Below are 25,106 nucleotides of genomic sequence, written 5' to 3'. Positions count from 1 at the left end.
CCCCTACTGTTGTTTCCAGTATACAAAAAGGTACCCATACGCTAAACACTTTTTTTGAAGTGTCCAGTGGATGGGTACCAGTTTAAACTATCTTGCATCGTCATTTCCTCTTTTTGAAGCGCCCGAAGAGAGAATAAGGCCATTTATTAGACTTGTTGTCTCTGCATGCAGCTTTGCACGATTATCCCTTTCGCCAGGGGTTGGGTTAGGGTTAGGGTTGGGGGCTAGGGTAAGAGATAAGGAAAAAATGAGGCGGTTCAGGTGAGATTTTTGACTTGATACAGGAACGTGTGTTTGGCATAATGGAATAAATCGAACGTGCGTTCGTGAATTCTTCATTCGGGGTGAGCGGCCATGGAAGTCAATGCGGGAACCGGTCTTCAACCATTTAGTAGCCGTTATCACAGCGAGCAGGCCTGCATGGAGGCGCTGATCGCGATCCTGCAGCCAGGACCACGGTCTTTTCACTTTTTTTCGGCGTCTCGCCCCTCCCTCACGTTCGGTCTGCTTCATTTCGCCCAACCCCGATTTTTTTTCCCAAGACCGTCTCATGATCTCGAACCTATCTGCTTTTCCACAAAGTATTTTCTGCTCCCGGCTTGTTTTGTTTCTCTGCTACCTGATCAAACGGGATAATCGTGCAAAGCGGCCGGACAGCGGGTCCGCGTTTCTTGCCATGATCGGCTGCCGGCTTGACTGTCAAGCACCTCTATCCCAATTCGACCTGCATCAAAATAGTGCTATAAATGAACAGAATAATGTTTGTTGATGGATAGAAAACTCATTTATAATTATATGAAAACGCTTTTATTTAAATTTTATCGGCTTGGCAAGGTTGCTCGCTGGAAGGTGTCTGGCAAATTTTCCGGCTGGAGGAATGCGTAATGATCAAAGTGCTTATTGTTGACGATGAACCCAAACTGCGGGAAGGCCTGCGGACGTTCATCGACTGGGAAGCCCAAGGCTACGACGTCGTCGATACGGCGGCGAACGGTAATGAAGCGCTGGATAAATATAAACTACATCACCCCGATCTGGTGGTGGCCGACATCCGCATGCCCGGCATGGATGGGCTGCAACTGATCGAGAAGCTGCGCATGCAGGACCCGCTCCTGCATATTTTAATTCTCAGCGGTTACGCGGATTTCAGCTACGCCAAGAAAGCCATGACGCAGCGCGCGGACGGTTATCTGCTGAAACCGGTCGACGAGGATGAATTGACGGATTATTTATGGAAAATCAAGCTGGAGATCGACGAGGAAAAGGCCTCGGAGCAATGGAAGCACGTGACGGCCGAGTGGAACCGGGAAGCGTTGATCCAGTCCGTGCTTACCGGCACGGATCAAGAGAACACCGCTCCGCTGTGCGAGCGGGCCGGGCAAGTCGGCATTAGCGGCAAGGCGTTTCAAATCCTGCTGCTGGCCCTGCAAACCGAGGAGGATGCCGAGGCTAACTCGCTCGCCCGCAAAGCCTTGACCCGTCTGTTCGAGGACCCCGGCCGCGGCTATGTTTTCGCCATTCACGCCAAGCTGGGCGTCCTCCTGAATGAACCGCTTTTGTCGGTAGAAACAGGCGGGGTGTACCGCGAAATCGGTGCGGCGTTAGCCGGGACGGGAGCGCATTTTTCCGTGGCGCTGGGCGAGAAGGTCGGTTGCCTAACGGAGATCCGGGATTCATATTTGACCGCGTGCGAGCTGATCCGGCACCAGTTCTTCCTGGATCATGGATCGCTGTTGTCCCCGGAAGCGATGCAGGCCGGAGCTTCGGCGGACTTCGCGGATCCTACCCGGCATTCGGCCGAGGAGTTGGGGGAACAACTCTATTATGCCGTTGACATCGGCAACCGAGATGCGGTCAAAATCCTGCTGCGCCAGTTGGGGGCGGTGTATATGACCGAAGGCTCCTCTGAACAAGAGATCAAAAGCCGTTATGTGGAATTGCTGACGACGCTATTCAGCAAAGTCCTAAAGCAATCGCCGGAGCTGCAGAGCCGCGGCAAGGAATTTTCCGACGGCTTCTCTGAGATTCAGAAAGCCCGTACGATCCTGAGCCTGTACGAAAAAGCGGAAGGCTTGCTGCAGCAAATCATAAACCAGCTAGGGGAAGACGGCAAGCATCGGGAAGTCAAAATTATGCTAGATCTGATCCACCGCAATTACGGCGAAAACCTGAAACTCGAGATGTTATCCGGTATCTTTAACTATAACAGCGCTTACTTAGGGAAACTGTTCAAAAACACGACGGGGGAGTATTTCAACACTTACCTCGACAAAGTGCGGATTGAAAAAGCGAAAGCCTACCTTGAAGAAGGGCTGAAGGTGTACCAGGTGGCCGAGAAGGTCGGGTATACGAACGTCGATTATTTTCACAGTAAATTCCGTAAATACGTCGGGACTTCGCCATCCGCTTACCGCAAGCAGGCGAACCATGCCTGACCGACCATGCCGCAAGCACCGCAAGGTGCTTTTTTTGTTGCGGAATCCTGGCTAAGGGCATGCGATATTTTTATATGAAAAGATGACTAATGTTCCGTGTATTAAGCGCTTTCGCGGCGAGCTATGATAGGATTGGCAAAAAAAGATGCCAGTAGCAGGGCTCGTTTCTTAAGCGCTTACAGAAAATATAGAGTATAGGGGCGAGGTAATCGTATGATGGACAACACGAACCAATATCCTTTTCAAAACCCGGATTTGCCGCTGGCGGAGCGGGTTGACGATTTAATTTCCAGATTCACGCCGGACGAAAAAATCGAGCTGATGTGCCAATTTCAAACGGAAGTCCCGCGGCTTGGCGTCAAAAAATACAAGCACGGCACGGAAGGCGCGCACGGCATGGCTTGGTTGGGAGAAGCGACGGCATTCCCGCAAAATACGGGACTGGCCTGTACCTGGAATCCCGAGCTGCTGCGTAAAATCGGCTCGGTGATCGGCGATGAGGCGCGGGTGTTTTTTCAGCGAAATCCGGAGATCAACGGGTTGACGATCTGGGCGCCGACCGTCGATATGGAGCGCGATCCGCGGTGGGGCCGGACCGAAGAGGCCTATGGCGAAGACCCTCATCTGACGGGGGCGTTGACGACCGAGCTGGTGAAGGGTTTGCAGGGCGACCATCCGTTCTATTACAAGGCCGTGGCGACGCTTAAGCATTTTTACGGCAACAACAATGAAATCGATCGCGGTTGCGAATCGGTCAGCATCGACCGGCGGAACAAACGTGAATATTATTTGAAGGCGTTCGAACGGACATTCTGCGAAGGCCGCGCCGGCTCGATGATGACGGCATACAACGGGATCAACGGTACGCCTTGTAACTTTAACCATGAAGTGAACGACATCGTCAAAGGCGAATGGAACATGGACGGTTTCGTCGTGGGCGACGCCGGCGACGTGATGGGTACGGTGATGGAACACCGTTACGTGGAATCCTACGCGGAAGCGGTGGCGGGATCGATCAAGGCTGGCATCGACAGCATGACGGACGATCAGCCGATCATGTTCCAGGCGCTGCGGAACGCGCTGGAGCAAGGACTGCTGACGGAAGCTGATCTGGACCACGCGCTGCGCAATGCGTTCCGCGTCCGTTTCCGGCTCGGCGAATTCGATCCGGAGGAGCGGAATCCGTACAGCAACATGCCGGAAGAAAAGCTGTGCGCGCCGGAGCATGCGGCTTTGTCGTTAACGGCAACCCGCGAATCGGTCGTGCTGCTGAAAAACGAAGGTTTGCTTCCCTTGTCCCGGGACCTCGGTTCGATTGCGGTCATCGGGCCGCTGGCCGACGAGGCGTTTACCGACTGGTACAGCGGCACGCCGCCGTACCGCGTGACCCCGCTGCAAGGGGTGAAGGAGAAAATGGCCGATCGTCCCGTCCAGTTCGGAACGGGTCTGGACCGCATTCGCCTGCGTTCTGCGGCAAGCGGCAAATACGTCTGCGTCACGTCCGGCGAAGGCGCTGAAGCCGTCCTGGCGGCGACTTGCGATCATGAAGCCGATGCGGCGGTATTTGAACGAAACGACTGGGGCTGGGGCTCGATCACTCTGCGGTCGGTGGATACCGGCAAATATGTCACGGAAACCGAAAACGGCCTGCTGACGGCGACCTCGAATGAAGCCAGCGGCTGGTTCGTTAAGGAAGTGTTTGGCTTTGGTCAGGCATCAAGCGGCAAGGTAGAGATGAAGGCGTGGAACGGGCGGCCGATCGTCCTGAACGAGCGCGGCGGCTTGATCGCTGTAGGCGAAAACGTTTTTGATAATGCCGTTAAAGCCGATACCAACCTGCCGGGTGAAAAATGGATCGTGGAAATCGTGGAGAACGGTATCGAACAGGCAGTGAATGCGGCCAAATTGGCGGAGACGGCGATCGTCTTCGTGGGTAACAACCCATTCATCAACGCGAAGGAAACGATCGACCGCGCGGACATCGTGCTGCCGCCTGCGCAGCAAGCGCTCATTCAGGCGGTGCGGGCGGCCAATCCGCACACGGTGGTCGTCATCGTCGGCAGCTATCCGTTTGCGGTACATTGGGAAAACGACCATGTCCCGTCGATCCTGTTCACGGCCCATGCCGCCCAAGAGTTGGGCCACGCCGTGGCCGACGTGCTGTTCGGCGACTACAATCCGGCTGGACGCTTGAACATGACCTGGTACGAATCGGTCGATCAGCTGCCGGATCTGAAGGATTACGACATTATCAAAGGAAAACGGACCTATCAGTATTTCGATGGGAAGGTATTGTATCCGTTCGGGCATGGGCTTAGCTATACGACGTTTGAATATAGCGGACTTACGATGGATCAAACGAAGGTGGACAAAGACGGCGAGGTCAACGTTTCGTTCGACGTCCGGAACGCCGGCACGGTGGCCGGGGACGAGGTGCCGCAGCTGTACGTGCGGATCGAGCAATCGCGGGTGCCGCGTCCGCTGAAAACCTTAAAAGGCTTCACGCGCCTGCATCTGCAGCCGGGGGAATCGAAGCGGGTCACGTTTACGCTAAAGGCGGAGGAGCTGGCCTTCTGGGATGTGACCCGGGATCGCTACTGCGTGGAATCGGGCGAATATACGATCATGGTCGGACCTTCATCGGGCAGCGTGGCCGCCGCGGCAACGTTTACGGTGGACGGCGAAACCGTTCCGCCTCGCTCGCTGCGCGAACCGGTCCAAGCGGTCAACTATGACGATTATGACGGGGTATTCCTCGACGAATGCCGCGAGGGAGGCGAAAGCATCCGGCTGAAGCAAAACGGCGGCTGGATCGCCTTCCGCGACGTCGAATTCGGCGAAGGGGCTTCCCGGTTCGAAGCCCGCGTATCGGGGAACCTGCGCGGTGGCGAAATCCATGTTACTTTGGATGCTCCGGAGAGCGAGTCTATCGTGACCTGTCCGATCCTGCCTACCGGCGGACGCCAGGCCTGGACGACGGTAACCGCCAAAGCCGCGGCCGGCTTGTCCGGCCGGCACGACGTGTATCTGCATCTCCAAGGCGAGGCGCAAATCAGCTGGTTCAGGCTTTTTTAGAAGCAGCACTAAGTAAGGGGAAGTTTGAAATAACGGGATTTTCTCCCGTTATTTTGAGCCAAACTAAGGCGAGACGAAAATTAGCTGGAAATCTTCCAGCTAATTTTCGCAGTTAAGGGGTTTTAAGCGGATAGGGCCTTTCTTGGGCTACGCCTCCGCCTGCGCCAGCAGCTTCTTGCGGAACTCCGAAGGCGAGCAGTTCATGGACTTGCGGAAAACCCGGATGAAGTAGCTGATGTTGTCGAAGCCGACCTCCAGCGCGATATCGGAGATTTTGCGCTCCGGCTCGCGCAGCAGTTCAGCGGCTTGGCGGATCCGGTACGAGTTGATGTAGTCCATCGGCGTCTGCCGGGTCATCGACTTGAAGAAGCGGCAAAACTGGCCTTCGCTCATCGGGATCAGCGCGGCCAGCTCCGCCAGCCGGATCGGTTGGCCATAGTGATGCTGGATGTGCAGGATCACCGTTTTGAGCCGCTCGATTTTGGACGATTCGCTGCGGCTGCCGCTGGACGTGCGGCTGACGGCCCGGCCCACGGCGGCGATCTCCGCCAGCATCAAATAGAGATGGCCCTTGACGGCCCCTTCGTAACCCGGGGATTCGTTGCTGCAGCTTCGCATCATGGACAGGATATGCTCCAGCAGGGAGATGTCCGCCGCCTGTTCGCGCCGGATGTGGCGGGGAAACGTCGCTTTCCGTTCCTGCAGCGGCAGAATGAGGTTCTCCTGGACCGCGTCGTAATGGGCGCTGGCCAACAGCTGCGTGTCGAACACGAGGGAGAAGAAGGTGCAGCCCTGCTCGCCGTGCGCATGCGCGGCGTGGATGTCGCCGCCGTCGATAAACACCGCTTCCCCGGCCCGGACCGGGAAATAGTCGGTGTCAACCTGAAACAGCGTTTCGCCTTCGAGGCAATAGAAAAACTCGGCTTCGTCGTGCCAATGGCAATCGATGACGTGTTCGCCCGGGCCGTAGCGGTACCAGTAGGTGCCGAACGGAAGCCGTTCGTTGCCGTGGCTTTTGCTTTCCTTCAGGGAGCGGCGGAGCGCTTGATCCATGTTTGTTCACCTCGTCAAAATAGTGTTATATTTTCGCTCGATTATGTTAGTTTATTGATCATAGTATCAGTATAATGCAAGTATAAAACGTTTTCAGCAGAAAAACAATGTGACGAGAAAGGCGGTAATTTACACATGAAGTTCACCGATGGCAACTGGTTGATTCGCGACGGATTCACGCTGTCCACCGCGGTTCAAGCCTATGATTTCATGGTCCAAAACAACACGCTGATCGCTTCCGCATCGACGACCCCGATTCGCGGCCGCGGCGATATGATCAATACGACGCTGCTGACGATGCAGTTCCATTCTCCATTGCCGGGCGTCATCGGCGTGAAGCTGATTCATTTCGCCGGCACGGTCGACCATGGCCCGCATTTTGAATTAGCCGAAGGCGGTTCCCACGCCGAAATCACGGAAAACGAGAAATACGCCGAACTGAAGAGCGGTAACCTCAGCGTCCGCATCAATAAAGGGCCGGGGTGGTCGGTCGATTTTTATCGCGGCGACGAGCGGATTACCGGCAGCGGCTTCAAATCGATGGCCCACGTGACCGAAAATAACGGCAACACTTACATGCGCGAAGAGCTGGATCTGCGCGTCGGCGAGTGGGTGTACGGATTGGGCGAACGCTTCACCTCGTTCCTCAAAAACGGCCAAGTCGTCGATATTTGGAACAAGGACGGCGGAACGAGCTCCGAGCAGTCCTATAAGAACATTCCTTTTTATGTCACGAACAAAGGGTATGGCGTACTCGTCAACGATCCGGGTGCGGTGTCATTTGAAGTTGCTTCGGAAAAAGTGAAAAAAGTACAGTTCAGCGTTCCCGGCGAATCGCTCGAATATTACGTGATCGACGGCCCGGAGCCGAAGGACGTGCTGGACAAATACACCGATCTGACCGGCAAGCCGTCGCTGCCGCCGGCCTGGAGCTTTGGCCTGTGGCTGACGACCTCCTTTACGACCGATTACGACGAGGCGACGGTCAATTCCTTCGTGGATGGCATGGCCGAACGCGATTTGCCGCTCCACGTGTTCCACTTCGACTGCTTCTGGATGCGCGAATTCCACTGGACGGACTTCAAATGGGACGAGCGCGTCTTCCCGGATCCGGTCGGCATGCTGAAGCGCCTGAAAGAAAAAGGCCTGAAGATCTGCGTGTGGATCAACCCTTACATCGGGCAGCGCTCCCGCCTGTTTGAAGAAGGCAAACAAAAAGGCTATCTCGTGAAAAAGGCCAATGGCGACGTCTGGCAATGGAATTTGTGGCAGCCGGGCATGGCGCTCGTGGACTTTACGAATCCGGAAGCGTGCGAATGGTTTGCAGGCTATCTCCGCGAGCTGGTCGACATGGGCGTCGACTGCTTCAAAACCGACTTCGGCGAGCGGATTCCGACGGACGTCGTGTACCACGACGGTTCCGATCCGGTGAAAATGCACAACTACTACACGTATCTGTACAACAAAGTCGTCTTCGAGGTGCTGGAGCAGAAGCTGGGCAAAAATGAAGCGGCTCTGTTCGCCCGCTCCGCAACGGTCGGTGGCCAGAAGTTCCCGATTCACTGGGGCGGCGACTGCTACGCCGATTATGAATCGATGGCGGAAAGCCTTCGCGGCGGCTTGTCGCTGGGCCTCGCCGGCTTCGGCTTCTGGAGCCACGACATCGGCGGGTTCGAAAACACGGCGCCGGCGCACGTGTTCAAACGCTGGCTTGCCTTCGGCTTGCTCTCCAGCCATAGCCGCCTGCACGGCAGCAGCTCGTACCGCGTGCCTTGGGCATACGACGACGAAGCCGTCGACGTAACGCGCTTCTTCACCAAGCTGAAATGCCGTCTGATGCCGTACATGTTCGATACGGCCATACAAGCGACGCAGCAGGGCGTTCCGACGATGCGGGCGATGTTCCTGGAATTCCCGGACGATCCCGCCAGCGAAACGCTGGACCGCCAATATATGCTGGGCGATTCGCTGCTCGTGGCGCCGGTATTCAGCGAAAAAGGCGACGTGACCTACTACCTGCCGGAAGGCCAATGGACGCATTTGTTGACCAAACAAACGGTGGAAGGCGGCAAATGGCGCAAAGAGAAATACGACTTCTTCAGCCTGCCGCTGTTCGTTCGCCCGAACTCGATCCTGGCGACCGGGTCCAGCGACACCCGTCCGGATTATGACTATGCGGATGGCGTAGAGCTAGGCTTGTACCAGATCGAAAGCGGCGTGACGTCATCGCGAACCGTATACAACGCCAAAGGCGACGCCGAGCTTCAAGTGACCGCCGTTCGTGAAGGCAATACCTTAAAGCTGACCGCCGAAGGGGTGGGCAAGCCGTTCTACGTAACGCTGCACGGCATGGGCGAAGCGGCTTCCGTGCAAGGCGCAACGCTCGCAAATAGCGGCGCGGTGGAGGTTTCCTCCTTCAGCGGCAGAACTGAACTTCAGATCACTTTGAAATAATTGGTGCCGGACCGAAAGGCGCGGCTAACTTAATACGTGACAGGCATACCCGGCGGCCCGATGGCTTGCCGGGCATGCCTGGATATCCCCTTTCCCCGGCAAGAAGGGGATATTTCTCTTTTCAGGAGGTGTTCTCATGCTGGATAAAATCATCCGTACGACCAACAATCTGAAGCTGAAGCATAAGCTGCTCATTTCCTATATCGTCGTCGTCATGATCCCCGTGCTGATCGTCGGGGTGGCGGTTACCGCCTATTTCAGACAACAAGCGATGGATAGGGCGATCGCGCAGACGACCAATAACGTCGAGAAGGTCAAGACCCGAACCGCCACGATGCTCCGCGTCCCTACCGACATCTCCGATATCTTTATGCTCGACCAGGGCCTCCAATCGATAGTGGACACCCGGTATGCCGATGTGCTCGATTTGACCAAAGCTTATCTGGCTTATGACGATTTCCGCGACTATGTCCGGCAATACCGGGAAATTTCCGGGATTCGCTTTTACTACGACAATCCGACCTTGATCAACAATCTGGAATTGATTCCGGTGAACGAGGATATCGAAACGTCGTATTGGTATAAGCAGGCCATGTCGGGGAAGAGCATCGGCTGGTTTTACATTAACGATAATCAGGAAATTCCGGTCCGCAAATTGAGCCTGGTCCGGCAAATCTCTTTTGAAGACACGCGAAAAAGCGGGGTCCTGATGGTTGTCATGAACCAGGATGAATTGAACCGGATGCTCCAGCAGGAGCCGTTCGAAACGTTGATCACCGATGATTTGGGGTACGTCGTGGCCGCCAAAAATCCTTCGCTCGTCGGCAAAACGCTGGAAGCGCTCGATTACGGCATCGATTTGCGGACGCAGCAAAAAGGGACGTTTAAGGTGGACGTCCAGGGGGAGCCGTCCTATCTCGTGGTCGACACGTTGACGCCGGAATCGAGCATGAACGGCCTGAAATTCATTTCGGTGTTTGCGACCGAACCGATCGTCAAGGACGCGAATACCGTCAGCCTGATCGGGCTTCTCATCATTCTGCTCGTCTTGCTGATCGCGCTGGTGTTCGTATATATCGTCTCTTTTCTGACGACCAGTCGGATGCTGCGGCTCAGCCGCCACTTGAACCGCTTGGCGTTAGGCGATCTGACGGTCGTGTCCCGGATCGACGGGAACGATGAAATCGGCCAGCTCTCCCGGCAGTTCAACTACATGGTGGAGAGCATCCGCCGCCTGATGAACCAGGTCGTCGAGACGACCGAGCAGAACAATGCGCTGGAGCTGGCGCAGCGGGAAATCAAGCTGAAGATGATGGCCAGCCAGATCAATCCGCATTTCCTGTTCAACGCGCTGGAATCGATCCGCATGAACGCTCACCTCAAAGGGGATAAGGAGATCGCCAACGTCGTCCGGATGCTGGGCAAAATGATGCGCAAGAACCTCGAGGCCGGACGCGAAAGCACGCCGCTCAAGGAAGAGATGGAGATGGTCGGATCATACCTGGAAATCCAGAAGTTCCGGTATGAGGACCGGCTGAAATTCACCCTGGATATCGATCCCGCGGCTGCCGCGGTCCGCGTGCCGCCGCTGATCATCCAGCCGCTGGTGGAGAACGCCGTCGTGCATGGCGTGGAGGACAAGGAAGAGGGGGTGCATGTGGAAGTGAAGATCGAGGTGAAAGACGGTTTGGTTTACGTCTCGGTTCGCGACAACGGCATGGGGATGACCCCGGAGCGCCTGGACGAGGTGATGCGCTTTATCGGGGGAGCCAAGGAGCCGGAGCAGGGACGGATCGGTTTGCGCAACGTCCATCAAAGGCTGGTCTTGTCCTATGGGGAGGAGCACGGCCTCCTGATCGCCAGCGAAAGCGGCGCCGGTACGCAAATCAGTTTTACGATCCCGCTCTAAGGCAATATCTAATTATTATATGGTTTTGTTCGAAATCTCTCGGGTATTTCCGATTCCTCCCATGGCTTATCATAAAACTATAGCAGAGAAGGGGGGAAACAATGCATGGAAACGCTATCAGCTCAACCAGAGACTAGAAATGAAAGCGCAACCCCTAAACCGTCGAAAAAGCGGACGAACGGAATCTGGCGGAGCATAATGCAGCAGAAATATCTTTATTTTATGTCCATGCCATTTGTCATTTGGTTGTTTGTTTTTAACTATCTTCCGGTCTGGGGATGGACGATGGCTTTTCAGAACTACAAGCCGTCCAAATCCTTCACGGACCAGAAATGGGTGGGATTTAAAAACTTCGTGGACTTATTTCAGGATGAGCGGTTTTATCTCGTGCTTCGAAATACGCTGGCCATGAGCATCATGGGACTGATCGCCGGATTCATCATTCCGATTGCCTTTGCGGTCTTCCTGAACGAGCTTCGCGGCAAATACTTCAAACGAACGGTGCAGACGGTTTCTTACCTTCCCCACTTCGTATCGTGGGTCGTTGTCGCGGGGATCATCACGAAAATGCTCTCCATCGACGGAGGGATCGTCAACGAAATCCTGGTGGCGCTGCATATCATCGACGAGCCGATCCAGTTTATGGCTCAAGGCAAATGGTTTTGGGGAATTGTAACCGCTTCTGACGTATGGAAAGAAACCGGCTGGAACGCGATTATTTATTTGGCGGCCATCACCGGCATCGATAAGGAACTTTACGAGGCGGCCAAGGTCGACGGGGCCGGGCGCTTCCGGCAAATCTGGAACATTACGCTTCCGGGAATCCGGACGACGATTTCTGTGCTGCTGATCATGTCGATCGGCCATCTGATCGGCATCGGATTCGAGAAGCAATTCCAGCTCAGCAACTCGCTGGTTACCGACTATTCCGAAGTGCTGGACTTGTACGCCCTCAACTACGGCATCAATATCAGCCGCTTCTCGTACGGTACGGCGATCAGTATGTTTACTTCGGTCGTAGGCATCATCCTGCTGCTGACGGCAAACGGCATCATGAAAAAAACAACCAAAGAAAGCATCATGTAAGGGGAGGGAAACGAAGATGGCGAGCAAAAGCAATGCATTCAATCTCACCAGAGGCGACAAAATATTTAACTTCTGCAACATCATTCTCATGTCGCTCATCCTGGTCATCACGTTGTACCCTTTCCTGAACGTGCTGGCCATATCCCTGAACGATTCCACGGACACGGTTCGGGGCGGCATTTATATCTGGCCGAGGGAGTTCACTTGGGAGAATTATAAAACGATATTCAGCTACACCGGCCTGATTCAGGGCTTCAAAATCACGATTTACCGGACGGCTCTCGGCACGGTGCTCGGTTTGATCAGCGCCTCCATGCTGGCCTATACGCTAAGCCGGCCCGATTTCAAATCGCGCAAATTCGTTTCGACGTTCCTTGCGCTGACGATGTACTTCTCCGGCGGTTTGGTTCCGACTTACATGCTGATGCGTCATTTGGATCTGATCGGTACGTTTTGGATTTATGTCCTGCCGGGCATCGTCAGTGCCTTCAACGTATTCGTCATCCGTTCCTTTATCGACGGTCTGCCTTATGCGCTGCAGGAATCCGCCAAGCTGGACGGGGCCAACGACTTTACGATTTACTACAAGGTCATCCTGCCACTGTGCAAACCGGTACTCGCAACGATTGCCTTGTTTCTGGCGGTAGGCCAGTGGAACTCCTGGTTTGACACCTACCTTTACAACGGGAGCAAAGCGCACTTGACTACCCTACAGTACGAGCTGATGAAAATTCTGCAGAGCACCAATCAGGGCGCGAGAATGACCAACGCCAACGATATGGCCAACCAGATGGCCCAGGTGTCGCCGGAATCGATCAAAATGGCGATTACCATCGTCGTCACCGTGCCGATCTTGTTCATCTACCCGTTCCTGCAACGCTACTTTGTGGACGGGATGACGCTTGGAGCCGTCAAAGCTTAGTGGATAATCGTGGCAAGGAATGAAAGCCCTTACTTGTCCGGAAACGGGGCAAATAGGAAGTTTGAAGTCGGTATCAGCAGGCAGAGCCTGTTATACAATATGAGTTCTATCAAGACTACGAGGGGGAAAGTAGAAATGAAATGGAAAAGCCCTAAAACTTTTGCAGCCATCTTACTCGCTAGTACGATGCTGGTAGCCGGTTGCGGAAACAACAACAATGCGGCCAACAGCGGCAACGCAGGCAATGCAGGCAACACCGGCAATGCCGGAACGAATGCGGAAGCGGCCATGGATACAAGCCCGATCACCTTCACGTTCTTCGGCGCCGACGCTAGCCCGAACTGGAACAATATGCAGGACGAAGTGGGCAAAGTCATCACGGAGAAAACCGGCGTTACGATCGAAGCCGAGTATGACGTAGGCGCCGGCGGCGGCGAAAGCAAAATCGCCCTGATGACGGCGAGCGGCGATGTGCCGGACCTGATCTTTGCCAAAGGCGAATTGAGCAAGATGGTAGATGCCGGACTGATCGTCGACCTGGCGCCGTTGATTGAAGAGCATGCGCCCAATCTTAAGAAAATGTTCAGCGAAAATATGAACCGGTTGAAATATAGCAACGAAGACCAGGCCATTTATTCGATTTTTACCAACGGCGGCGTGGACCAGCAATACTTTGATGCCGGGGGCGGTTTCGAAATCCAGCAGCGCGTGCTGAAAGAGCTGGGTTATCCGAAGGTTCGCACGGTACAGGATTTCGAAAACGTGCTGAAGCAATACGTCGAGAAAAACCCGACGACGGATGGCCAGCCAACGATTCCGCTCACGCTGAGCGCCGACGACTGGAGAATCATGATCACAGTAACGAACCCGGCCTTCCTTGCGACCGGCGCTCCGGACGACGGCGAATACTACGTCAATCCGGAAACGTACGAAGCGATGCTGCACTACAAACGCCCGGAAGAGAAAGAATACTTCCGTTGGCTGAACCACATGTATAACGAAGGTCTGCTCGACAAAGACACGTTCGTGCAAAAAGAAGACCAATATAAAGCGAAAATCGCCAGCGGCCGCGTGCTTGGTCTGATCGACCAGGAATGGGGTTATCAGGATGCCGAAAATGCGCTGAAAACCGCCGGCAAAGACGAGTATACTTACGCGCACTTCCCTGTTACTTTGTCGGAAGAATATGAAGATCATTCCTTCCAGCAGGCTGGCGTCGACGGTTACGGCATCAGCATTACAACGGCATGTAAAGATCCGGTACGGGCGATCAAATTCATCGATTGGTTGTCTTCCGATGAAGGCCAAGTGCTGAGAAACTGGGGAATCGAAGGCAAACACTATACGGTCGATGAGAGTGGCCAGCGCGTCGTTCCGGCTGAAATTCAAGACAGAAAGGTCAATGACACCACCAACTTCACGAAAGAATCCGGCATCAGCTTGTACAGAACCTTCGGCGCCAACTATGGCGACGGCGTGAAGGATTCGACAGGCAACTATTACACCACGAACTTCCCTGAGCAAATCGTGGCAGGTTATACCGAAGCGGAAAAAGAAACGCTGAAAGCGTATAACGCCACGACCTGGAAAGACCTGTTCCCGGGCGAGGATGCATTCCCGGCGAAGGATTGGGGCGCTCTGTACAACATGCCGGTTCCGACTGACGGCGACTACAACGTGATCTTCCAAAAAACGCAGGATATCATCCGCAAGCGGATTCCGGAAGCCGTCCTGGCCAAAGAAGCCGACTTCGACAAAGTGTATGACGCCTTCCTTGCGGAACTGAATAAAGCCGGCGCCGAGAAAATGGAGGCCGAGTATACCGAACTGGTCAAAGCCAGAGTATCTTTGTTCACCGGCAAGGACGTTCAATAATCAGTTGAATTAATGATGCATGCAAAAGGCCCGTGATTCCTTCGGGCCTTTTCTGCCAGTTTAGGGGCTTATTGGGAAGGAGTGGGGAAGTTGAGTTATTCGGAACAAGCGTCATGGAAATTGTGGTACGACCGGCCCGCATCCCGTTGGGAGGAAGCGCTCCCCGTCGGAAACGGGCGGATCGGGGGGATGGTATTCGGCGGGGTTCATCAGGAGCAAATCGCCCTGAACGAGGATACGTTGTGGTCGGGTTTTCCGCGGGATCCGCAAAACTACGATGCGCTGCGGCATCTGGGGCCGGCAAGAGAACTGATCTTCGCGGGCAAATATAAAGACGCGGAGCGGCTGATCGAAGCGAAAATGCTCGGCCGGCGCACGGAATCCTATCAGCCGCTGGGTCATTTGCGGCTGGAACAGCGGGAAGAAGAGAGCGTCGGCGCCTACCGGAGAGAGCTGGACCTGGCGACCGGGATCGCCGTCACGAACTATCGACTCGGGCAAGCGGAATATGCCCGGGAGGTGCTGGTCAGTGCCGTCGACCAGGTATTGGCCGTGCATCTGGCCGCGCTGGGCGACCGGCCGATCGACCTCGCCGCGTTGCTGGATTCCCCGCTGCGGCATCGCGCAGGCGGAGGAAGCGGGCCTGCCTGCATCGTGATGCAGGGGCGTGCCCCAAGCCATATCGCCGATAATTACCGCGGAGACCATCCGCAGTCGGTGCTGTACGAGGAGGGGCTTGGCCTTACCTTCGAGGTGCATCTGCGAGTGCTCCTGAAGGGCGGTAAGGCCGAGGTGGACGATTCGGGCCGGCTTACGGTCCAAGGGGCGAAGGAAGTGACGCTGCTGCTGGCGGCGGCCACGAATTTCGCCGGCTATGACGCGATGCCGGGCAGTCGTGGCGCGAACCCCGCGGAGAAATGCGCCGCGGCGCTGGATGCCGCGGCGAAGCTTGGTTACCGGGGGCTGCGCGAACGCCACGCGGAGGATCACCGCCGCTTGTTCGGCCGCGTGGAGCTGCAGCTGGGAAGCGCGTCCGCCGCGGCGGACCGGGCGGCGCTGCCGACCGACGAGCGGCTTGTCGCGTACCGCAGCGGGGCCGAGGATCCTGCGCTTGAGGCGCTGTACTTTCATTACGGCCGTTATTTGCTCATGGCCAGCTCCAGGCCGGGAACGGAAGCGGCGCATTTGCAGGGCATCTGGAATCCGCACGTGCAGCCGCCCTGGAATTGCGGATATACGACCAACATCAACACACAAGTGAACTATTGGCCGGCCGAGGTGGCAAACCTGAGCGAATGCCATGAGCCGCTGTTTGAGCTTATCCGCGATCTGAGCGTCACCGGCGCAAGAACGGCGCGGATCCATTACGGCTGCCGGGGCTGGACGGCGCATCACAACGTCGATCTTTGGCGCCAATCGACGCCGACGGACGGCGAGGCCAGCTGGGCGTTTTGGCCGATGGGCGGCGTATGGCTGTGCCGGCATCTGTGGGAGCATTATCGGTTCGCGCCGGAAGAGGCATTTCTACGGGAGACCGCATACCCCCTAATGAAAGGCGCGGCCGAATTTTGCCGGGATTGGCTCGTGTCCGGTCCGGACGGCCGGCTCGTCACGGCGCCGTCCACCTCGCCGGAGAACAAGTTCCTGACGGCGGAAGGGGAGCCTTGCAGCGTATCGGCGGGCAGCACGATGGATCTGTTCCTGATCCGCGAGCTGCTGGAGCATGCAGTCCAGGCCGCGGAGCTACTGGGCGTCGACGGCGAATGGCGCCAAGCGTTGGCCGAAACGCTGGAGCGCTTGGCCGAGCAGCGGATCGGTCCCGACGGCCGGTTGCAGGAGTGGAGCGAACCTTTTGCCGAGGCGGAGCCGGGACATCGCCACGTGTCCCATTTGTACGGATTTTATCCGGGCGAAGCGATCACCTTGCGCCAAACGCCGGAGCTCGCGGAGGCGGTCCGAAAAACGCTGGACGCCCGCATTCAAAATGGCGGCGGACATACCGGCTGGAGTTGCGCCTGGCTGATCAATCTCTACGCTCGGCTGGGCGAAGGGGATACGGCGCACCGGTTCATCCGGACGCTGTTGTCCCGCTCCACCTATCCGAATCTGTTCGACGATCATCCGCCGTTCCAGATCGACGGTAATTTCGGCGGAGCGGCAGGCATCGCCGAAATGCTGCTGCAGAGCCATATGGACGGCATCGACTTGCTGCCGGCGCTGCCCAAGTCATGGGCATCCGGGCGGATCAGCGGCCTTCGGGCGCGCGGCGGATTTACGGTCGGGATGACCTGGGAGGATGGCTGCCTGACTTCGGCCAGCATCACCTCGGCTGCCGGCGGCTGGTGCACCGTTCGCGGCCTGAACGGCCTCAAGGTAGGTTTGCCTGACGGATCGACGGCAGCGGATGGGGTTCGCTTTCGGACGGTAGCGGGAACGTCGTATTGGATCAAATAGACCGGGTTTGCTAATGCAGCCTGCGGAACTGCTGGGGCGTCATCCCCGTATGCTTGCGGAAGGTAGCGACGAAATGGCTGGCGTCGCGGAATCCCGTTTTCCCGGCGATGGCGGCGACGGTAATCCCCGGCTCGCTGGCCAGATGCTCCTTCGCCTTGTGGATGCGCATCTGAGTGAGATAGCTGTAAGGGGCGATGCCGAAGGTTTGCTGGAACAGCTTGCTGAGGTGCCTTCCCGACATCCCGATTACCTCGGCCAGGGCGTCCAGCCCGAGGTCGGGGTTGCCGTATTCCCGCTCCATCCAATGAAGCAGCGGCGCCAGCTTCGCCATGTTGCGGGGAACGGCGCTGTTGCTGACCTGGCCGAACTTGCTCAGCACCCCCAGGAAGCGGTAAGCTTCCGCGGAGGTTTCCAGGCCGAACAGGTCCTGGGTATGGTCAAGCCGGTTAAGCAGGTTCCCGAGGAGCGGGGCCACGGGAGCTTCGGGCTCCCAGCGGAACAGTGCGGCGTCTTGAATGCCGAACGCGGCCAGTATCGCATTGGCGGCGGCACCGCCGAACGTCAGGTAATAGGTTTCCCAGCCGCTCCCCCGTCTGGCTTCATAAGCATGAGGCATGCCCGGCGGCAGCAGCACGCCGTTGTTCGGGGGAAGCGGCACGGTTCCGTTTCCGTAGGTCAAACGGCCTTCCCCCTCGGCCGTTTGGAGCCAGTGATAATAAGGGTATCCGTTCGGACGGGAGATTTTTTCCTGATTCGGATTGTATCCGACGCTCTCCACGAGCAGCGGGAGATCCGGGGTTGCGGCGGGGGAGAAGACAAAGCGGGTGAAGGCCCGTAAACTCATGGATTTTTCCCTCCTCTTATGAACCATATTATTATATAACAAATCGCGATTATTATATATAAAGCGGATCAAATTGAACTTAAAATGGATTTATAATTATATTTGTCAAAGGATGTGTGGATGGTGATCAACGATAAATTGCCGAAAATTTGGTACGGCGGCGACTATAATCCGGAGCAATGGGGGCCGGACGTTTGGAAAGAGGACGAGCGGATGTTCAAGCTCGCCGGAATCGATGTGGCTACGGTCAACGTGTTCTCCTGGGCGCTGAATCAGCCGAGCGAAGAGACCTATGATTTTTCCCTGCTGGACGAAACGATCGATCGTTTGTACAAGTGCGGCGTCCATGTTTGCCTGGCCACCAGCACAGGGGCTCACCCGGCCTGGATGGCCCGGAAATATCCGGACGTGCTGCGCGTCGACGTTCAGGGGCGGAAACGCCGGTTTGGCGGACGGCATAACTCCTGCCCGAACTCGCCGACGTATCGCAAATACTCGGCCCGACTGGCCGGGAAGCTGGCCGAACGGTACAAGGATCATCCGGGCCTGCTGATCTGGCACATTTCCAACGAATACGGCGGATACTGCTATTGCGACAACTGTGCCGCCGCTTTCCGCGTATGGCTGCGGGAGCGCTACGCAACGCTCGACGAGCTGAACCGAGCCTGGAATACGCGGTTCTGGGGCCATACATTTTACGATTGGGAAGAGATTGTGGTGCCAAACGAGCTGAGTGAGGAATGGAACGGAAACCGCACCAATTTTCAAGGGATCTCCCTAGATTACCGCCGTTTCCAATCCCAATCTTTGCTGGAATGCTACAAGCTGGAATACGACGAAATCAAAAAGCATACGCCAAACGTCCCAATCACGACCAATCTGATGGGCCTCTATCCGGAGCTGGACTATTTCGAATGGGCCAAATATATGGACATCGTCTCCTGGGATAACTATCCGTCCTTGGATACGCCGGTCAGCCTTACCGCGATGACGCATGACCTGATGCGAGGGCTTAAAAGCGGCTTGCCGTTCATGCTGATGGAGCAAACGCCGAGCCAGCAGAATTGGCAGGCCTATAATTCGCTCAAGCGTCCCGGCGTGATGAGGCTGTGGAGCTACCAGGCGATGGCTCACGGCGCCGATACGGTGCTGTTCTTCCAGCTTCGCCGTTCCATCGGGGCCTGCGAGAAATACCACGGCGCCGTGATCGAGCACGTCGGCCATGAGCATACCCGGGTGTTCCGCGAAGTGGCCGAGCTCGGACGGGAACTGGAGCAGCTTGGCGATACGCTGCTGGATGCGCGGACGGAAGCGAAGGTAGCCCTCGTGTACGACTGGGAAAACCGCTGGGCCACCGAGCTGTCGAGCGGTCCGACCGTCGCGCTGAATTACGCGGGCGAAGTCCACAAATACTACGACGCCTTGTTCAAAATCCACGTGGAAAGCGACATGGTGTCGGTGGAGGAGGATTTCGGCAAATACGAAATCGTCATCGCGCCGGTGATGTATATGGTGAAGCCGGGTTTTGCGAAAAAAGTCGAGGAGTTCGTGGCGAACGGCGGTACGTTCGTGACCACTTTCTTCAGCGGCATCGTGGACGAAAACGATCTGGTCACGACCGGAGGGTATCCCGGTGAGCTACGTTCCGTTCTCGGCATTTGGGCCGAGGAGATCGACGCGTTGTTCCCGGGCCATATGAACCAAATCGTCCTGAAGCAGTCATGGGGAGCGCTCTCGGATCAATATGAATGCGGATTGCTGTGCGACCTGATCCATGCCGAAGGCGCGGAGGTGCTGGCGGAATACGGTTCCGATTTCTATCAAGGGATGCCGGCGGTCACCGTGAACCGATTTGGAAAAGGCCGCGCCTATTATGTGGCAACCAGTCCGGAACCTTCCTTCCTGCAAGGGTTCCTGAAGAACCTCTGCGATGAACAAGGGGTCAGGCCGTTGCTCGACGCGCCTGCGGGCGTTGAGGCGGCTCGTCGGGTCAAGGACGGCAAGTCCTTTCTGTTCCTGCTGAACCACAATGCGGAAGCCGCCGAAGTAGAGATCGGTTCGGCGGGCATGAAGGATTTGCTGGCGAATACCCGGGTTTCCGGTACGGTGGAGGTACCCGGACGGGGCGTCGTGATTCTGGAAAGCAGCAACTAGCACGCTTAGCCTCCCGAAGCGGCGATATTGAAGAAAACCCGCGTGACCAACAGGTCGCGCGGGTTTTTGTATGGCATGAGCGAGGCTGGACACCTCATTGAGAGCCCTAACGGACTCCAGTGACGTTAATTGCACGATGAATGCGATATGAGTAGTTTAACGGACTCAGAAGACGTTAATTGCAGCAAATCGGCCCAAATCGGCATGATTAGAGCCGAATAACGTCCACCCGGTCCGTTAAACCGGGAAATACCCGGGAAATGGGAGATTAACGTCATTACGGTCCGTTAAAGCGCACAGCGGCAGCCGGAAATCGGGCTGCGGCAGGAACCCTCAATCGCATCGGTGCAATGGGAGCACCTACTCAGCTGTTCTCCAGGATCGTGTTCAACGTGGTCCGGTCGAGACCGCGTACGAGTCGGATCAGCAGTTCCTTGGCGGCATCGTAATCGTCCGTATGAATGATCGACGACGACGTATGGATGTAGCGGGAACAGATGCCGATGACCGTGGACGGAACCCCGATGCCGCTGAGATGCACCTGACCGGCGTCCGTGCCGCCCGGCGAAACGAAATGCTGGTATTTGATCTTATGGGTATCGGCCGTGTCCTGAATATATTCAACCATGCCGCGATGAGTGATCATCGTCGGGTCCAGAATGCGCAGTAAAGCCCCTTCGCCCAGCTTGCCGAAGACGCGCTTGTCGCCGGTCATGTCGTTGGCTGCGCTGGCATCGAGCGCAAAAAAGATGTCGGGCCGGATCAGGTTGGCCGCAGTCCGCGCGCCGCGCAGCCCGACCTCTTCCTGTACATTGGCGCCGGCGTACACGACGTTCGGCAGTTTATCCTGATGGAGCTCTTCCAGCAATTCGAGAGCAAGGCCTACGCCATAACGGTTATCCCACGCTTTGGCCATGATTTTCTTCGGGTTGACCAGCGGGGTGAATTCGCAGATCGGGACGATTTGCTGACCGAGGCGAACGCCTGCGGCTTCCGCTTCTTCCCGGTTGTCGGCGCCGATGTCCAAATACATCGTCTTGAGATCGACCGGTTTGCTGCGCTGGGATTCATCCAGCAGATGGGTCGGAATCGATCCGACCACACCGGTCACCCGGCCTTTGGGCGTGATGATTTGCAGGCGCTGCGCCAGCACGGCCTGGCTCCACCAGCCGCCGAGGGGCTGGAACGATACCATCCCGTTGTCGCTGATGCCGGTGGTCATAAAGCCGACTTCGTCAAAATGTCCGGCAACCATGACCCGCGGACCTTGCTCGTCTCCGCGCAGTACGCCGAACAGTCCGCCTAATCGATCCTGCACGAATTCCTGCGTATACGCCGACATTTTCTCTTTGACGAGGGCGCGAAGCTCCCGTTCGAATCCGGGCGCTGCCGGGAATTCCGTCAGCTGTTTGAATAGCTCCCGCGTTTTTTGATTCATCGTATTCTCTCCTTCTTTCTCTAAATCGCAAGTGAACAATCTATATAAGTATGTACTACCTTTTTTCGATTGTCCATGCGCCTTTTCCTGCTTATCGGCCAACTGCCGTTTTTGGCACGCCGCATCCCGTAACGTCATATACTGCAGGGAAGCGGCAGCTTGATGGGCAAATGAGGGAGGCAAAGTATAATGGAGCGATATTCCAAGGATTGGCTGGTGATCTTGCTTCTTTTCATCCTGCTGGTCATTATTCTGCAGTGCCTTTGAAGCGGATCATGGAATTTCCCCGTTGATCGCACTTTCTATATACGTACCCCGTTAGTAATGCCACGAACCCCGCCGGAGTGATTTCCGGCGGGATTTTTCATGCCCGAAAGACGTTATGGATGATTTTCCAAACATAACAAGCCCAAGGATGACAAATAATGAATATACCTTGCAAGCCAGGAAAAAAAGGAGGGATGCCGTTTGCCAGCGAAAAGCAAGCCGGGTGCCCGGGTGAAACTGAATCATTTGCTGCTGACGGAACAGGATTACAAGCAGGTTGCCGATCAACATAAACCGAAACGGAACGTTTGGGTCAATTGCCTTCGCGCCTTTCTGGTCGGCGGATTCATCTGCCTGATCGGGCAGTGCATCCAGCAGTTGTTCATGACTTTCGCGGGGATGTCGGCCCGGGAGGCCAGCAGCCCTACGGTCGCCGTACTGATTCTGATCTCCGTCGTGCTGACCTCCATGGGAGTCTACGATAAAATCGCCCAGTGGGCGGGGGCCGGTTCGGCCGTACCCGTTACCGGTTTCGCCAACTCGATGTGCTCCTCGGCGATCGAATCCCGCGCGGAGGGGCTTGTCCTCGGCGTTGGCGCAAACATGTTCAGGTTGGCGGGGTCGGTGATCGTCTTCGGCGTGGTTGCCGCCTTTATCGTAGGCGTCATTCACGTGATCTTCGGTTTGGGAGGGGTGCATTAACCGATGCTGATCGGTCAGCAAACCTGGGAGTTTCCGTCCAAGCCGGCGATCATCGGGGCGGCTACGGTCGTTGGCCCCGAAGAGGGGGCCGGCCCGCTGTCGGACACGTTCGATTTTGTTTACGACAATCTGGAGATAGACGAAAAAACGTGGGAGAAAGCGGAACGCAAGCTGCTGGAGCACGCCTCGGCCCTTGCGCTGGTCCACGCCGGGATCGCGCGGGAGGAGCTGTCCTTTTTTATCGGCGGGGATTTGATGAATCAGATCATCACCGCTACGTTTGCCGCCCGAAAGATCGCCGCTCCGTACCTGGGGGTGTTCGGCGCCTGCTCCACTTCGATGGAAAGCCTGGCGCTCGCGGCGTTTCTCGCGGATGCCGGCGGTGCCCGCTACGTGATGGCCGGCACGGCCAGTCATAACTGCACGGTGGAGAAGCAGTTCCGGTATCCGACCGAATACGGCGCGCAAAAACCGCCGACGGCCCAATATACGATCACGGGAGCGGGCTGCGCCATCGTATCCTCGCAGGGCTCCGGCCCGCGCGTTACCCATGCCACGATCGGCCGGATTCAGGATCTGGGCATCAAGGATCCCTTCAATATGGGAGCGGCCATGGCGCCGGCTGCAGCCGATACGCTGGTATCGCATTTCCGGGATACGGGCCGGGGTCCGGAGGATTACGACCTGATCGTCACGGGCGACTTGGCTTTGGTGGGACATGCCATCGTCCTGGACATCCTCGGCAAAGACGGCGTCTCTATGGACAAAACGGAATTTGACGATTGCGGCCTGATGATTTACGACCGCGGCAAGCAGCCATTCGTGATTGCCGGAGGCAGCGGCTGCGGCTGTTCCGCCGTCGTGACCTATGGACATATTTTGCAAAAACTTAAAAACCGGGAGTTGAACCGGGTGCTGGTCGTCGCCACGGGAGCCCTCTTATCCCCGCTGTCGTACCAGCAGGGCGAGAGCATTCCTTGCATCGCCCATGCGGTTGCCCTGGAAAAGGAGGAAAGCGGATTATGATTTTTGTATGGGCTTTTTTGGTAGGCGGTTTGATCTGCGTTGTGGGGCAACTGATGATGGATGTGCTTAAATTAACTCCGGCCCACACGATGAGTTCCCTTGTTGTGATCGGTGCGATCATGGATGCGATCGGGTGGTACGACCCACTGGTGAAGTTCGCCGGAGCCGGGGCTTCCGTGCCGATCACGAGCTTCGGCAACTCGCTGGTCCACGGGGCGTTGACCGAACTGCAGCGCGACGGCTGGATCGGAGTCATTACCGGGATCTTCGACGTGACGAGCGCGGGGATCTCCGCGGCGATCATCTTCTCCTTCCTCGCGGCGTTGGTCGCAAAGCCTAGAGGCTAGTTTCCAGAAATAAATATTGCACTTTTACGGACCCATGAGTGTACTCCCTATCTATCTTCATGTAAAATAGGTAGATATATACAGGTCTTATTTGGGAGGGAAAAACACGTGCCCGTACAAGAGCAATCGTTGCGGACTTTGATCGCCGTAAAAAACAATTTGGAGTCTTGCATATTAGGTAAATCGTTTGAAATCAATTTGCTGCTCTCCGCACTTCTGGCCGGTGGCCATGTGTTAATCGAGGACGTCCCGGGTACGGGGAAAACGCAACTGATCAAAGCTCTGGCCAAATCCATGAGCGGCGATTACCGGCGGATTCAATGCAACCCGGATATTTTGCCCAGCGATATCACTGGGGTATCGGTGTTTCACCCTCATGAAGAACGTTTCGTTTTCCGGCCGGGGCCGGTTATGACTCATATTTTGCTGGCGGACGAAATCAACCGGGCCACCACGAAAACGCAATCGGCCCTGCTGGAAGTGATGGAGGAGCGGAGCGTAACCGCCGACGGCTTTACCTACGCTTTGCCGCATCCCTTTATGCTCTGCGCCACGCAGAATCCGATCGATTTTGAAGGAACCTACATGCTGCCGGAAGCGCAGCTGGACCGGTTTATGATGAAGATCGGCATCGGTTATCCCGACGCCGGCACGGAGAAGGCGATGCTGCAAACCCATAGCCAGGGCCAGCCGGTCGAGCTTTTGCAACCGGTTACGACGATGGAGGAGATCGCGGCGATCCAGCGGGAGGTTCAAGGCGTGCATATCAGCGAAGCGTTGACCGACTACTTGCTGGAGATCGTCCGCCGCACGAGAGAGCATGAAGACGTATTGCTGGGAGCGTCGCCGCGCGCTTCGCTTGCCTTCATGATGGCGGCGAAAGCCTATGCTTTCCTCCAGCAGCGGGATTACGTGCTGCCGGATGACATCAAGATTTTATCGCCGTATGTCCTGGGGCACCGGATCTTGCTGCGTCCGGAATCCCGGCTTGGCCACCGGAATGCCGGCGAGGTGCTCAATCAAATCTTGCGGCAGGTCCATGTGCCGGTTACCGTAGGACGGTAA

General features: G+C 56.4%; 16 protein-coding genes. 13 read left to right on the top strand and 3 right to left on the bottom strand.

The window, feature by feature from the left end:
* Positions 1-884: 884 nt before the first annotated feature.
* The gene (locus tag ACQ4N8_RS22230; protein ID WP_430706533.1) at positions 885-2,435 is read left to right on the top strand and encodes a response regulator; all 1,551 of its coding nucleotides are present in this window, start codon (positions 885-887) and stop codon (positions 2,433-2,435) included.
* Between the two features lie 216 nt (positions 2,436-2,651).
* Positions 2,652-5,510, top strand: a complete 2,859-nt coding sequence (locus ACQ4N8_RS22225) for a glycoside hydrolase family 3 C-terminal domain-containing protein (protein WP_430706535.1) — start codon at positions 2,652-2,654, stop codon at positions 5,508-5,510.
* Between the two features lie 147 nt (positions 5,511-5,657).
* On the opposite strand, the gene ACQ4N8_RS22220 is transcribed toward ACQ4N8_RS22225, so the two are convergent.
* On the bottom strand, positions 5,658-6,563 hold the full coding sequence (locus tag ACQ4N8_RS22220; RefSeq protein WP_430706532.1) for an AraC family transcriptional regulator: 906 nt from the start codon (positions 6,561-6,563) through the stop codon (positions 5,658-5,660).
* A 135-nt stretch (positions 6,564-6,698) separates the two neighbouring features.
* On the opposite strand from ACQ4N8_RS22220, the gene yicI reads away from it, so the two are divergent.
* The 6 genes from yicI (at position 6,699) to ACQ4N8_RS22190 (ending at position 17,263) form a co-directional block, all read left to right on the top strand.
* A complete protein-coding gene (gene yicI, locus ACQ4N8_RS22215) occupies positions 6,699-9,017 on the top strand; it encodes an alpha-xylosidase (RefSeq protein WP_430706531.1) in 2,319 nt (772 codons plus the stop codon).
* A gap of 136 nt (positions 9,018-9,153) precedes the next feature.
* Positions 9,154-10,926, top strand: a complete 1,773-nt coding sequence (locus tag ACQ4N8_RS22210) for a sensor histidine kinase (RefSeq protein ID WP_430706530.1) — start codon at positions 9,154-9,156, stop codon at positions 10,924-10,926.
* Between the two features lie 105 nt (positions 10,927-11,031).
* On the top strand, positions 11,032-12,012 hold the full coding sequence (locus ACQ4N8_RS22205) for an ABC transporter permease (protein ID WP_430706529.1): 981 nt from the start codon (positions 11,032-11,034) through the stop codon (positions 12,010-12,012).
* A gap of 16 nt (positions 12,013-12,028) precedes the next feature.
* Complete coding sequence (locus ACQ4N8_RS22200) at positions 12,029-12,934, top strand: carbohydrate ABC transporter permease (RefSeq protein ID WP_430706528.1); 906 nt, start codon at positions 12,029-12,031, stop codon at positions 12,932-12,934.
* A gap of 135 nt (positions 12,935-13,069) precedes the next feature.
* On the top strand, positions 13,070-14,809 hold the full coding sequence (locus tag ACQ4N8_RS22195; RefSeq protein WP_430706527.1) for an ABC transporter substrate-binding protein: 1,740 nt from the start codon (positions 13,070-13,072) through the stop codon (positions 14,807-14,809).
* A gap of 81 nt (positions 14,810-14,890) precedes the next feature.
* On the top strand, positions 14,891-17,263 hold the full coding sequence (locus tag ACQ4N8_RS22190) for a glycoside hydrolase family 95 protein (protein ID WP_430706526.1): 2,373 nt from the start codon (positions 14,891-14,893) through the stop codon (positions 17,261-17,263).
* A gap of 10 nt (positions 17,264-17,273) precedes the next feature.
* Here ACQ4N8_RS22190 and ACQ4N8_RS22185 read toward each other — a convergent pair whose 3' ends face one another.
* Positions 17,274-18,107, bottom strand: coding sequence for an AraC family transcriptional regulator (locus tag ACQ4N8_RS22185; protein WP_430706525.1), 834 nt, complete (start codon positions 18,105-18,107; stop codon positions 17,274-17,276).
* A 123-nt stretch (positions 18,108-18,230) separates the two neighbouring features.
* Here ACQ4N8_RS22185 and ACQ4N8_RS22180 point away from each other — a divergent pair, with 123 nt between their 5' ends.
* The gene (locus ACQ4N8_RS22180; protein WP_430706524.1) at positions 18,231-20,261 is read left to right on the top strand and encodes a beta-galactosidase; all 2,031 of its coding nucleotides are present in this window, start codon (positions 18,231-18,233) and stop codon (positions 20,259-20,261) included.
* Positions 20,262-20,625: 364 nt separating this feature from the next.
* On the opposite strand, the gene ACQ4N8_RS22175 is transcribed toward ACQ4N8_RS22180, so the two are convergent.
* Complete coding sequence (locus tag ACQ4N8_RS22175; protein ID WP_430706523.1) at positions 20,626-21,699, bottom strand: M42 family metallopeptidase; 1,074 nt, start codon at positions 21,697-21,699, stop codon at positions 20,626-20,628.
* A 468-nt stretch (positions 21,700-22,167) separates the two neighbouring features.
* Here ACQ4N8_RS22175 and spoVAC point away from each other — a divergent pair, with 468 nt between their 5' ends.
* The 4 genes from spoVAC (at position 22,168) to ACQ4N8_RS22155 (ending at position 25,106) form a co-directional block, all read left to right on the top strand.
* On the top strand, positions 22,168-22,668 hold the full coding sequence (spoVAC, locus tag ACQ4N8_RS22170; protein WP_430706522.1) for a stage V sporulation protein AC: 501 nt from the start codon (positions 22,168-22,170) through the stop codon (positions 22,666-22,668).
* Between the two features lie 3 nt (positions 22,669-22,671).
* Entirely contained in the window at positions 22,672-23,694 is a 1,023-nt protein-coding gene (spoVAD, locus tag ACQ4N8_RS22165) for a stage V sporulation protein AD (protein WP_430706521.1), read from the top strand.
* Positions 23,691-24,041, top strand: a complete 351-nt coding sequence (gene spoVAE, locus ACQ4N8_RS22160) for a stage V sporulation protein AE (RefSeq protein ID WP_430706520.1) — start codon at positions 23,691-23,693, stop codon at positions 24,039-24,041. Before spoVAD ends, spoVAE begins: the two co-directional genes overlap by 4 nt.
* Before the next feature lie 108 nt (positions 24,042-24,149).
* A complete protein-coding gene (locus tag ACQ4N8_RS22155; RefSeq protein ID WP_430706519.1) occupies positions 24,150-25,106 on the top strand; it encodes an AAA family ATPase in 957 nt (318 codons plus the stop codon).

The organism is Paenibacillus macerans, from assembly GCF_050565405.1.
Taxonomy (GTDB): domain Bacteria; phylum Bacillota; class Bacilli; order Paenibacillales; family Paenibacillaceae; genus Fontibacillus; species Fontibacillus macerans_B.
Note: the sequence above shows the minus strand (reverse complement) of the source record. Positions and strands in the feature narration are given on the sequence as shown.